This window comes from Mycobacterium angelicum (assembly GCF_002086155.1).
In the GTDB taxonomy this organism is placed as follows: Bacteria; Actinomycetota; Actinomycetes; order Mycobacteriales; family Mycobacteriaceae; genus Mycobacterium; species Mycobacterium angelicum.
In genome coordinates, this window is record NZ_MVHE01000009.1 from 1 (window position 1) to 11,544 (window position 11,544).

At 66.1% G+C, this 11,544-nt stretch carries 10 protein-coding genes; 6 read left to right on the forward strand and 4 right to left on the reverse strand.

Annotation, left to right across the window (positions count from 1 at the left end; genetic code table 11):
- Positions 1–669 precede the first annotated feature (669 nt).
- Together BST12_RS31925 and BST12_RS08515 are read left to right on the forward strand one after the other, a co-directional pair.
- Positions 670–1,077 (forward strand): hypothetical protein, encoded by a 408-nt coding sequence (locus BST12_RS31925; protein ID WP_170062085.1) that lies wholly within the window; start codon positions 670–672, stop codon positions 1,075–1,077.
- A gap of 110 nt (positions 1,078–1,187) precedes the next feature.
- A complete protein-coding gene (locus BST12_RS08515; protein ID WP_083112679.1) occupies positions 1,188–2,351 on the forward strand; it encodes an LLM class flavin-dependent oxidoreductase in 1,164 nt (387 codons plus the stop codon).
- 12 nt (positions 2,352–2,363) lie between these two features.
- On the opposite strand, the gene BST12_RS08520 is transcribed toward BST12_RS08515, so the two are convergent.
- Positions 2,364–2,831, reverse strand: a complete 468-nt coding sequence (locus tag BST12_RS08520) for an SRPBCC family protein (RefSeq protein ID WP_083112680.1) — start codon at positions 2,829–2,831, stop codon at positions 2,364–2,366.
- A 191-nt stretch (positions 2,832–3,022) separates the two neighbouring features.
- Between BST12_RS08520 and BST12_RS08525 the strand changes: the two genes are divergently transcribed.
- Positions 3,023–3,775 (forward strand): lysophospholipid acyltransferase family protein, encoded by a 753-nt coding sequence (locus BST12_RS08525; RefSeq protein ID WP_083112798.1) that lies wholly within the window; start codon positions 3,023–3,025, stop codon positions 3,773–3,775.
- Positions 3,768–4,895, forward strand: coding sequence for a serine hydrolase domain-containing protein (locus BST12_RS08530; RefSeq protein ID WP_083112681.1), 1,128 nt, complete (start codon positions 3,768–3,770; stop codon positions 4,893–4,895). The genes BST12_RS08525 and BST12_RS08530 overlap by 8 nt, the downstream gene beginning before the upstream one ends.
- On the opposite strand, the gene BST12_RS08535 is transcribed toward BST12_RS08530, so the two are convergent.
- Positions 4,896–6,743 (reverse strand): PE family protein, encoded by a 1,848-nt coding sequence (locus BST12_RS08535; RefSeq protein ID WP_083112799.1) that lies wholly within the window; start codon positions 6,741–6,743, stop codon positions 4,896–4,898.
- Between the two features lie 168 nt (positions 6,744–6,911).
- On the opposite strand from BST12_RS08535, the gene lipD reads away from it, so the two are divergent.
- Positions 6,912–8,192: a lipase LipD gene (lipD, locus tag BST12_RS08540; protein ID WP_083112800.1), complete on the forward strand. Its 1,281-nt coding sequence runs from the start codon at positions 6,912–6,914 to the stop codon at positions 8,190–8,192.
- A gap of 3 nt (positions 8,193–8,195) precedes the next feature.
- Here lipD and BST12_RS08545 read toward each other — a convergent pair whose 3' ends face one another.
- Positions 8,196–8,918 carry a maleylpyruvate isomerase family mycothiol-dependent enzyme gene (locus BST12_RS08545; protein ID WP_245850150.1) on the reverse strand — a complete coding sequence of 241 codons (723 nt, stop codon included), beginning with the start codon at positions 8,916–8,918 and terminating at the stop codon, positions 8,196–8,198.
- A 144-nt stretch (positions 8,919–9,062) separates the two neighbouring features.
- Between BST12_RS08545 and BST12_RS08550 the strand changes: the two genes are divergently transcribed.
- Positions 9,063–10,913, forward strand: coding sequence for a fatty acyl-AMP ligase (locus BST12_RS08550; RefSeq protein ID WP_083112683.1), 1,851 nt, complete (start codon positions 9,063–9,065; stop codon positions 10,911–10,913).
- A 7-nt stretch (positions 10,914–10,920) separates the two neighbouring features.
- Here BST12_RS08550 and BST12_RS08555 read toward each other — a convergent pair whose 3' ends face one another.
- Entirely contained in the window at positions 10,921–11,400 is a 480-nt protein-coding gene (locus BST12_RS08555; RefSeq protein ID WP_083112684.1) for an MPT63 family protein, read from the reverse strand.
- Positions 11,401–11,544: the final 144 nt, after the last annotated feature.

Consider the following 11,544-nt stretch of genomic DNA (forward strand, 5'->3'; position numbering starts at 1 on the left):
AGCAAGTATCAGAGCAGAGTTGACCTCCGGCGGCAACACTGAAAAGTTCATCGCTACAACCTCTCTCAGGCGGCATCAAGCCAGAATCAGAACTCACGACAACCGGCCACTGGCCCCGACCCGGAATTGGTTGTCTTCTTTGAAGTCGTAGCGGACAAGCTACGTCCAGACCCGAAGCCAATCACGCCAATTATCGCGGAAAGGCCAAACCGTTATCTAACTGTAATAATTTTCAAAGACGATTGCTAATTCTCTTTACACGCGCCAAGTGGAGTCTCCGCTCCGCGCACAATGTCAAGATCAGTCTCACCGTGATCGGATCGAAGTTCGCTCCTGCCAACGGGTTTGGCGGGACTGCCGTACCGGCAGTTACTGTCTCTGCTAAATGAACATTGCGAGTAAATAATGCTTTTCGCACAAGCGTCGGCCGGGTCAAGAAAATTGACATGACACTGAGTAATTGACAAGTAAATCGACAAATGACAGTAAGCCCGGAGCGGCAGAACGGCGGCGGCATCACCGCAACCCCGAAATGAGGTGAGCGAAAACTCGATCTCGGCCCCGGCCGATGTGAACCCGGCCAACCCGTTTTCACATCCGAAAAAGGGGTATGAGAACCGGTACCTGAGACAACAGTGGCTCGAGATAATGATGGAGAGTGGGGACTCGATGAGATCTGAAGCCAGGACAGCGTTCGCGGTTTTCGGCGGCGGCGCCATGCTTGTCATGGCAGTCGCCTGCGGCGGCGGCGGTAACAAGGCGCCCAGCAGCACCACCTCCCCGACAACCACCACGCCGACGACGACAAGTGCGCCGTCCGGGTCACCGGGCCCGTCGGAAACCGCACCTGGAGGTCCCTCCGGTACTGGCGGTCCTGGCGGTGGCGGCGGCACCGTTCCGGGTGGTCCCAGCGGTGGCGGCGGTCCCAACGGCGGGGGCGGCAGCGTGCCGGGTGGTCCCACGGGTGGTGGCGGACCCGGCGGTGGCGGCGGCACGATCCCCGGAGTCGGTGGCGGTGGCGGCGGACCGGGCGGTGGCGGCGGGTGCGTCGGCAACGTCTGCGGCGGCTACCCGTGATCGAGCATCGTTTCTGAGCAATTCAGCCGATGGGGCCACCTGCTGGCCCCATCGGCTTTTGGTCTCCCGCGGGCTAAGGTTCGGTCAAGCCGATCGCAAGGGAGCCCCCAATGGCCAAGCTCAGATTCGGATATTTCATCGCCCCATTCCATCGCGCCGGCACCAATCCCACCCTGGCCCTGCAGCGCGACCTGGAGTTCGTCGAACATCTCGACGCCCTCGGCTTCGATGAGGTGTGGCTAGGCGAACACCACTCAGCGGGCAGCGAGATCATCAGCTCGCCAGAGGTTTTCATCGCAGCAGCCGCCGAGCGGGCCAAGCGGATCCGGTTCGGCACCGGAGTCATCTCACTCTCGTACCACAACCCGCTGTGGGTCGCCGACCGCTTGATGTTGCTCGATCACCTCACCCATGGCCGCATCATCGGGGGAGTGGGGCCGGGATCACTGCCCACCGATTCGGCGATGATCGGGCTCAACCCCACCGACACTCGCGAACTGCTGGAGACCAATCTGGATATTCTCGCGCGCCTGCTGGCCGGCGAGACCGTGACCGCCAAGACCGCCACGCACCAGCTCGTCGACGCCCAGCTGCAGTTGGCACCGTACTCCGACGGCGGAATCCCACTGGCGGTAGCCGCGGTCGCGTCGCCGACCGGGGCGCGGCTGGCCGGCCGGCACGGTATCGGCCTGTTGTCCATCGGGGCGACCCTGACCGTCGAAGGCTTCAACGCGCTTGCCTACCACTGGGGCATCGTCGAAGAGCGCGCAGCGGCCTTCGGCACCCGGGTCGACCGCAAGAACTGGAGCCTGGTGGGGCCGTTCCATATCGCCGAAACCGACGAGCAGGCGCGCGAAGACGTCAAATTCGGCATCGAACCCTGGTTCCGCTACTTCCAGAAGGTGGCAGCTTTTCCCCAGATGACCATGCCCGGAGAGCAGCTCGACGAGATGATCGACATCATCAACGCGAACGGCGCCGGAGTCATCGGGTCCCCGGAGCGGGCGCGAGCCCAGGTGCAGCGGCTCTGGGATCAGTCGGGCGGATTCGGCTGCATGCTGCAGATGGGACACGAGTGGGCCAATCCGGCGGCTACCAGGCGATCGGCCGAGTTGTTCGCCGCGGAGGTGATCCCGCATTTTCAGGGTCAGGCTCAACCGACGCTCGATGCCGCAGCGCGGGCCAGCGCAGCGCGCGACGACCTGGCACAGACTCATCTGCAGGCCATCGAGCACATGACCAAGAAGTATCAGGACGAGGTCGGCTCGAATTAGCTCGAACGGACGCTAGCGCGCGGTACCGGCTTCACGCTCGGCCGCCTTCACCAGGCGCCCGGCGAACAGCTTGACCGCACCGCCCAATGCCGCCCGCATCACCGGGCCGGTGCCGGCAACCCCTTCGATGAACGAGCCGCTCCAGCGGATGTCGGTACCGCCGGAGGCATTTGGCGTCAGGACCACCTCGCCGGTGTAGTCCTTGGCCGGGGTCGACGGCGCGACCAGCTTGTAGACGTGACGGCGATCCTGTTCGTACTCGACGGTCTGTTCCTGAACGAACACCGGCCACATCCCGAGCTTGCGGATGGCCCCGACGCCGCCCGGTGCGGGATCGCCCTGTTGCACCCAACTCGACTGCGCGACAATCGGTTTCGCCCATTCCGACCAGCGTGCACCGTCAGTTGCGAGCCGGAACACCGTCGCGGCCGGCGCGGTGCTGGTCTTGTTGATCTCGAACGTGAACTTCCGACCTGACATGCCTGACTCCCGGTGTGACAGCTGACCTGGCCCGCTGTGATGCCATATTGCGTTGCCGCGTACCCTACCGCGACGCAAAACCATCGCCGATCGGGCATCGTCAAGGGCATACTCACGATGTGCCGAACGCCGAGACCCTCACAGTTCCTCCCGCGCCCACTCAATCCGACGTCGCCGCGGCGCTGCGCCTGATGAAGCCGCTGCGCAGGCTGATCAAGCCCAAGGTCTACGGCATCGACAACGTGCCGACCGAACGTGCGTTGCTAGTGGGCAACCACAACACCCTCGGCCTGGTCGATGCGCCGTTGCTCGCCGCCGAGCTGTGGGAACGGGGGAGAATGGTCCGTTCCCTGGGCGACCACGCGCATTTCAAGGTGCCGGGGTGGCGAGAAGCGCTGACGCAGATGGGCGTCGTCGAGGGCACCAGGGAGATCGCCTCGGAGTTGATGCGGCGTGGCGAACTGGTCATGGTGTTCCCCGGCGGCGGCCGGGAGGTGAACAAGCGCAAAAACGAGCAATACAAGCTGGTGTGGAAGAACCGACTTGGGTTCGCACGCTTGGCAATTCAGCACGGGTACCCGATTGTGCCGTTCGCCTCGGTGGGGGCCGAACACGGCATCGACATTCTGTTCGACAACCAGTCCCTGGTGATGGCGCCCATGCAATTTCTCACCGAGAAGCTGCTGGGCACGCCTGACGGTCCACCGCTCGTGCGCGGCGTCGGGCTGACTCCGCTGCCGCGCCCGGAACGGCAGTACTACTGGTTCGGCGAGCCGATCGACACCAGTGAGTTCCACGGGCAGGAAGCCGACGACAACGCCGCACGCAAGGTGCGCGAGCGTACTGCCGCAGCGATCGAGGAGGGCATCGCCCTGATGCTGGCCGAACGTGAGGCCGATCCGAATCGTTCGGTGGTCGGGCGGCTGCTGCGCAGCGATGCCTGAGGTTCGAACCCAGCGGCGGCGCGTCGGCGGACCCCTTGGGCATTTCGCGGTGGCGCTGCTTGTCGCCGCGTGCGGCGGTAGCCCACACCCGACACCAGCGGCCGGATCCACCACCGCCACCACCACGGAAACCTCTGCCTTCAAGGCCCACAGCAGTCAGGCCGTCTTGGACGATGCGGCGAAAAACGACGAACCGGGTTGCTCGGCGGCGGTGGGAATCGAGGGCAAAATCGCCTGGACCGGGACGCGTGGCATCGCCGACCTGAGAACCGGGGCCAAGATCACCACGGACACCGTGTTCGACATCGCTTCGGTGTCAAAGCAATTCACCGCCACCGCGATCCTGCTGCTGGCCGAAGCGGGAAAGCTGACCCTCGACGATCCGCTCTCCCAATATGTGCCGGACATGCCGGCGTGGGCGACGCAAGTCAGCTTGGCGCAGTTGATGCATCACACCAGCGGCATTCCCGACTACGTCGGGCTGCTCCAGGAGCAGGGGTACAGCTACGGCGATCGCACTACCGAGGCCCAGGCTCTGCAAGCGCTGGCCGGCGCACCGGAGTTGGTGTTCAAGCCGGGCAGCCGGTACGAGTACTCCAACTCCAACTATCTGCTGCTCGGCGAGATCGTCCACCGCGTCGCCGTGCAGCCGCTTCCGGACTACCTCAGCGCAGAGATCTTCAAGCCGCTCGGTCTGGTTATGGTGCTGGACCCGGTGACGCGATTGCCCGGCAAGGCGTTGTCGTACACCAAGACCGACGGCGAGTACCGGTTGGCCGACTCGGCCTGGGAGCAGATCGGCGACGGCGGCATCCAGACCACGCCCAGCCAGCTGGTCCGCTGGGGCGACAACTACCGAACCGGCAAAGTGGGCGGCCCGAAACTGCTCGATGCGCAACTCGCCGGAGCGGTGGAAACCGAACCTGGCGGCGGCGACCGCTACGGCGCAGGGATCTTCGCACTGGCCAACGGCATGCTCGACCATGACGGCGCCTGGGCCGGGTTCGTCACCGCATTCCGCGTCAGCAGCGACCGGCGTACTTCGGTGGCGATCAGCTGCAACGCCGACAAACAGGATCCCGAAGCCATGGCCGAGGCGCTGGGCCGCCTCTGGATGTAACTAGCCGGGTTGGCCGTTCGCGCCCGTGCCGCCCGGGTTGCCAGACGCTCCCGGTGTCCCGTTGGTGGTCGAACCCGTGCCGAGCGCACCGCCGGAACCAAGCGCACCGCCGGTCGCGCCAATCCCTCCTGCGCCGCCGGCGCCCGCGCTGCCGTTGGTGCCGGCCTGACCGAACAGAATTCCTCCCGGACGCCCGAGCCCGCCGGTAGTGCTGCCGCCGCCGTTGCCGCCGCTGCCCCCGGTGCCACCGTCGCCGCCGGCGCCGCCGTTGCCACCAGTGCCGCTACCACCGACCGCGGCGTTACCTTGACCGGCGGCACCACCGTTACCAGCCGCACCGCCAATACCGCCGGCGCCGCCGGCGCCGCCGACACCGGCATTACCGCCGTTGCCTCCATTGCCGGCCAGCAACCCACTGGCGCCGGCGTCGCCGCCGGCACCGCCGTTGCCACCGGTGCCGCCGCTGCCGCCGGTGCCACCGTCGCCGCCGGCACCGCCAAAGCCGCCGGCGGCCTGTTCAGTCGTATCGTTTATGCCCTCACCACCGATGCCGCCACCGCCGCCGGTTCCGCCGACGGCGCCGGTGCCCCCAGCGCCGCCGGTTCCCCCCGCACCGCCGGCGCCACCATCGCCAATCAGCAGCCCGCCATGTCCACCAGTGCCGCCCGCACCCCCGGTGCCGCCATGACCACCAGCAGCGCCGGTGCCACCGCTTCCGCCGGCCCCACCGGGGCCCGCGGAAGCCAGCGACCCCGTATTGGTGGTGGCCCCTCCGCCAGTACCGCCGCCACCACCTGCGCCGCCGGACGCACTGCCGACATTCCCGTTGCCGCCCGCGCCTGCCATAGCGGTGCCGTTGCTGCTGCTGGCCAAACCGCCGTTCCCCCCGGCGCCGCCGTGGCCACCGAAACCGCCGGCGCCGCCATTGCCGCCGAAGGCGTTTACTGGGGTCGGGTCCGGCGTCTGCGCGATCGCGAGTCCGCCGGGCCCGCCCGTTCCGCCGGTGGCACCAAGCCCACCATCGGCGCCATCACCGCCATTAGTGCCGGTGGCATTGGATCCGCTGGTTACATCGAGGACGCCGTTGGAGCCGGTTGCTGCGGTGCCGGTCACTGTCGCGTTCACACCGTCTGCCCCCGCCACGCCGGTACCACCCTGTCCGCCCATTCCGCCGTTGCCGAACCACATGGCGTTGCCGCCGTTGCCGCCACGTCCGGCAATGCCGCCGTTGATGCCGGCCAAACCGGCACCACCCGGCCCCCCGGCGCCACCGTTTCCGCTCAGCCACCCTCCCGAGCCGCCATTGCCGCCGGCCGCACCGGCGCCACCGGCGCCACCCATCCCGCCGCTGCCCAGCAGTCCCGCACTGCCGCCGTTACCACCGACCTGGCCGGGCCCGCCGTTGCCGCCGTTGCCACCGTTGCCGTAGAGCAATCCGCCGGCGCCGCCATCCTGTCCGGGCCCACCGTTGGCGCCGTTTCCGATCAATGGGCGTCCCAACAGCGCCTGAGCGGGTGCGTTGATGAGGGTCAACGCCTCTTGCTGCACACTTTGCGCGATCGCCACGTTGGCCGACTCCGCGACGGCGTACGAGCCCGCTGCGCCGCCCAGTGCCCTGACGAATTGCTCGTGAAACGCAATCACCTGCGCACTCAGCGCCTGATAGCTCAGGGCGTGCCCACCGAACACGGCCGCTATGGCCGCCGACACCTCGTCGGCAGCCGCCGCTGCCAGGTTTGCGGTCGGGGTCGCGGCGGCACTGCTTGCCAAACCGATCGTCGTCCCGACTCCGGCCAAATCCCTTGCGGTAACGACCATTAACTCGGGCACCACATCGACAAACGACATCAGCTGTCCCTTCGCCTGGAGCGGACCGGCTCTCGCGGTGTTCGTCGCTGAGGAATCGTATCGCTGACGCGACGACAGCCGGCCAATTCCCGCCGAACCGTGAATTGGATCGTGGGAAACCGGGATTCCCATGCGCGGGTCGTCGACGGTGCTGCAATCATGCACGGTATGGCTGAACCGTCTCTCCTCACCGCCGACAATGGCCTGCCCTCCGGAGTCCAGGGTGCCTGCGATTCACGCTTCCTCAATGTCATTCGCGCGTTCGCCGGGTTGTACCCGGGCCGCAAGTTCGGCGGCGGCGCGCTCTCGGTCTACTTCGAGGGCCGGCCGGTCGTCGACGTGTGGACCGGCTGGTCGGATCGCAAGGGCGAGGTGGCATGGACCGCCGACACCGGCGCGATGGTGTTCTCGGCGACCAAAGGGCTGGCGGCCACCATCATTCATCTGCTGGTCGACCGGGGATTGCTGGCCTACGACGCGCCCGTCGCCGAATACTGGCCGAAGTTCGCGGCCAACGGCAAGTCCGAGATCACCGTCAGCGATGTGTTGCGGCATCGGGCCGGGCTGTCACACCTCAAGGGCGTCGGCAAGGACGAGGTCATGGACCACCTCCTGATGGAGGAGCGGCTTGCCGCTGCGCCGCTGGACCGCACGCACGGAAAAATGGCCTATCACGCCATTACCTACGGATGGCTGCTCTCAGGTCTGGCCCGTGCGGTGACCGGTAAGGGGATGCGCGAATTGTTCCGCGAAGAGCTGGCCCGCCCGCTCAATACCGACGGTCTGCATCTGGGCCGGCCACCGGCGCACTCACCGACCGTAGCGGCGCAGACGCTGGTTCCCCAAGCCAAGATTCCGACTCCGCTGCTCGATTTCATCGCGCCGAAAGTCGCGGGCCTGTCGTTCTCCGGGCTGCTGGGCTCGATTTACTTCCCGGGCATGATGTCGATGTTGCAGGGCGACATGCCTTTCCTGGACGGTGAGCTGCCGGCGGTCAACGGCGTGGTGACCGCGCGTGCGCTCGCCAAGACGTATGCGGTGCTGGCCAATGACGGCATGATCGACGGAACCCGGCTGCTCTCGTCTGAGGCGGTGGCCGGCATGAAGGGCAAGGCCGAGCTGTGGCCGGATCTAAATCTCGGTCTTCCGTTCACCTACCACCAGGGCTACCAATCATCCCCGGTGCCAGGGTTTTTGGAGGGATACGGCCACATCGGCTTGGGTGGAACGGTCGGATGGGCAGATCCGGAGTCCGGCGCCTCGTTCGGCTACGTGCACAACCGGCTGTTGACGCTGCTGTTGTTCGACGTTGGTTCGTTTGCGGGCTTGGCTCCGTTGCTCAGCGGCGCCGTATCGGCCATACGCGATGACGAGCCGCTAGAAGTTCCGGACTTCGGTGCTCCGTTCTTCGAACCCGACGAACCCGATGAGCAGGAGCCCGCGTCCTAGGCTTCAAAACGTTGCTCGCGCCAGAAACCTTTTGAGCGCAGCCGCATCGCCGTCGACGTTCACTAAATCGATGCTGCGACGGCCCCACAGCAGCAGCAGCAGGTCGGATGCGGTCGCGCTCACGCGGACGTCGGCGCTGGTGCCCGCCGACGCGGACTCGCACGCTCCGCCTCCGGCGCGAACTGTCCAGCCCGCGTCGATGTCGTTGGCGCGCAACGAAATTGTCTGCACGGGGCCGTCCAGATCGTTGGACATACCCGGCAGCACATCGTCGAGGAACTCCGCGACGCCGTCTGCGGCCAAGGTCTTCTCGACGGGCACGTCGGCCCCACCCGCCGTCTCGGCATCCCAACGGTGCACCGCGGTCTCATGGGCAACGCGGCGCAGGATGAAGCCGACGTCCTTGCGGCGTCCCCAGGTCCACGCGGGCGTGCCGGGGTCCATCCGGCCCAGGGTGTCCAGAGTGTCCTGCAAGCCGTCACGAAACCACTGCACAACGTCCTCGTCGGCGGGCCGAGTGGGCTCTTGATACGTATCGGGTCCGGCGACGGCTCCGGCGGCAGCCTGCCTCCAGAAGGTGTGCGCATTGCCCACATGCCACACCAGATCGGCGACATTCCACCCGGGACAGCTGGGAACCGCTCGGGCCAGCCCGGCTAGTTGAGCCACAGCAGCGATCCGATTGCCCTCGCGTTGTAGCGCAGCGATGTAGTCGGCCGATTTCATCGCGAGTGATCGTACTGCTGACGGGATCGCCGATGGCGCCGAGCGTGCACTGGGCGCGAAGAACCGGCGGCGGATTTCGCAGGGAGTGCACATTCGGCGAGCACGAACCCGTTCCCGACGAGAGCGCTTGAATACACTGCGCGTATGAATTCCGGTTCGCGGCAGGACTCCGTGGCGCCAAAAGGCCTGCTAGAGATCGAGGATTGCCTGGGCGTCGACGGCGGCATCGCCTTGCCGGCGGGGACCACACTGATCTCACTCATCGAGCGCAACGTCGCAAACGTCGGCGATCTGGTGGCCTATCGATACCTGGACTACGCGCGCTCTGAGGGGCATGCCCACGAGGTGACCTGGGCGCAACTCGGCGTCCGACTGGAAGCCATCGGCGCGCAGGTGCAGCAGTACGCGGACCCCGGCGACCGCGTCGCAGTCCTGGCGCCCCAGGGCATCGACTATGTAGCCGGCTTCTACGCGGCGATCAAGGCAGGCACCATCGCCGTGCCGCTGTTCGCCCCCGAATTGCCGGGCCACGCCGAGCGTCTCGAGACGGCGCTTCGCGATTCGCAGCCCACGGTCGTGCTGACGACGACGACGGCCAACGCCGCGGTCGAGGGATTTCTGGCCAGCCTCCCGCAGGTGCAGCGGCCCCGCGTCATCCTCATCGATCAGATACCCGATTCAGCTGGGGACCAGTTCACTTACGTGGACCTGGACATGGACGCCGTTTCCCATCTGCAGTACACCTCGGGTGCCACGCGGCCGCCGGCCGGCGTGGAGATCACCCACCGAGCGGTCGGCACCAACCTGGTGCAGATGATCCTGTCGATCGACCTACTGAACCGAAACACCCACGGGGTCAGCTGGCTGCCGCTTTATCACGACATGGGGCTGTCCATGATCGGCTTTCCGGCGGTCTACGGCGGGCACTCCACCCTGATGTCGCCCACCGCGTTTGTGCGCCGGCCGCAACGATGGATCCAGGCGTTGTCAGCCGGGTCACGGACCGGGCGCGTGGTCACCGCCGCACCGAACTTCGCCTACGAGTGGGCCGCGCAGCGCGGACTGCCCACCGACGGCGAAGACATCGACCTGCGCAACGTCGTGCTGATCATCGGTTCCGAACCGGTCAGCATCGACGCGGTGACGACATTCAACAAAGCCTTCGCGCCCTACGGATTACCGCGCACCGCGTTCAAGCCCTCCTACGGCATCGCCGAAGCAACCCTGATGATCGCCACCATCGATCACAACGCCGAGCCGACGGTTGCCTACTTCGACCGCGAGCAACTGGCGGTCAACAAGGCGGTACGAGTCGCGCCTGATGCCCCTAACGCGATGGTGCAAGTGTCGTGCGGTCAGGTCGCGCGCAGCCTGTGGGGAGTGATCGTGAACCCCGATACCGGCACCGAACTGCCCGATGGCGACGTCGGCGAAGTCTGGCTGCAGGGCGACAACGTGGGCCGGGGGTATTGGGCGCGGCCCGAAGAGACCCGCCGGACATTCGGCGCCAAACTGCAATCGCAGCTGAGCGAAGGCAGCCACGCCGACGGTTCGGTGATCGCGGGCAATTGGCTGCGAACCGGCGACCTCGGCGTATACCTCGACGGTGAGCTGTATGTCACCGGCCGCATCGCCGATCTGGTGACCATCGATGGGCGCAACCACTATCCGCAGGACCTCGAGGCCACCGCGACCGAAGCGTCGCCGATGGTGCGCCGTGGATACGTCACGGCATTCACGGTTCCTGCTGATTTACCTGACCCGCAAGATGACCAGCAATTGGTGATCATCGCCGAACGCGCCGCGGGCACCAGCCGCGCAGATCCGCAGCCGGCAATCGAGGCGATCCGAACGGCCGTGTCGCACCGGCACGGATTAACGGTCGCCGACGTCCGCTTTTTGCCCGCCGGCGCAATTCCGCGCACCACCAGCGGCAAGCTGGCGCGCCGGGCCTGCCGCGCGCAATACCTCAGTGGTGTATTGGGCGCGCATTAGTGACGGCTCACGGTCCCCAAATCAGCAGATCTTCCATTCCGTTATTCATTGCCACAATGGTCGGCGACGGGCCGGTGACATCGAAGTAGATTTTGCCGCTGGCTTGCGCACCCCGGGGGATCGTGGCTCCGCTAATGGTGTTGGGACCAGAAGCCATCCAGAGGACGCGGTAGTTGACGCCGTCGGCGGTGCGGGCGTTGAACTGCGAGATAGCCGGGGTGACAGGGCCCGAGATCGCGTTGACGGTGGCGGTCGCTTCCCACAGCTGGCCGGCCACTGGATAACCGGGAATGGTGTCGGTGCTGGATTTGAGGTCACTGACCTTCCAGCCGAGAACGACTTGGCCAACCGAGTCCGTCATTGTCAGCTCACTGCCGAGTTTGCCGGTGATCGGATAGGCGGCCGAACTAATCGGTGCATTGGTGAGCGCAATCGTCGTCATGCCCACGATCGCTACTGCGGTCTTTATCATCGTGGTGATCTTCATTGGTCCTCCACTGCTCGATTTGGGCGACCCCGTCATTCGGAACCACCCGGCGCGATACACACTTTAATCCGCAAATGTCGAGCGATTCCAGAAGTTCAGTGCTAAGCAGCTGTAATTGCGCGAGCAGATCACAATCCAAAGGAG

What these genes read in the sequence shown, in the direction of transcription:
- BST12_RS31925 (WP_170062085.1), top strand. Translation starts at nt 670, where the DNA reads ATGAGATCTGAAGCCAGGACAGCGTTCGCGGTTTTCGGCGGCGGCGCC.
- BST12_RS08515 (WP_083112679.1), top strand. Translation starts at nt 1,188, where the DNA reads ATGGCCAAGCTCAGATTCGGATATTTCATCGCCCCATTCCATCGCGCC.
- BST12_RS08520 (WP_083112680.1), bottom strand. Translation starts at nt 2,831, where the DNA reads ATGTCAGGTCGGAAGTTCACGTTCGAGATCAACAAGACCAGCACCGCG.
- BST12_RS08525 (WP_083112798.1), top strand. Translation starts at nt 3,023, where the DNA reads ATGAAGCCGCTGCGCAGGCTGATCAAGCCCAAGGTCTACGGCATCGAC.
- BST12_RS08530 (WP_083112681.1), top strand. Translation starts at nt 3,768, where the DNA reads ATGCCTGAGGTTCGAACCCAGCGGCGGCGCGTCGGCGGACCCCTTGGG.
- BST12_RS08535 (WP_083112799.1), bottom strand. Translation starts at nt 6,743, where the DNA reads ATGTCGTTTGTCGATGTGGTGCCCGAGTTAATGGTCGTTACCGCAAGG.
- lipD (WP_083112800.1), top strand. Translation starts at nt 6,912, where the DNA reads ATGGCTGAACCGTCTCTCCTCACCGCCGACAATGGCCTGCCCTCCGGA.
- BST12_RS08545 (WP_245850150.1), bottom strand. Translation starts at nt 8,918, where the DNA reads ATGAAATCGGCCGACTACATCGCTGCGCTACAACGCGAGGGCAATCGG.
- BST12_RS08550 (WP_083112683.1), top strand. Translation starts at nt 9,063, where the DNA reads ATGAATTCCGGTTCGCGGCAGGACTCCGTGGCGCCAAAAGGCCTGCTA.
- BST12_RS08555 (WP_083112684.1), bottom strand. Translation starts at nt 11,400, where the DNA reads ATGAAGATCACCACGATGATAAAGACCGCAGTAGCGATCGTGGGCATG.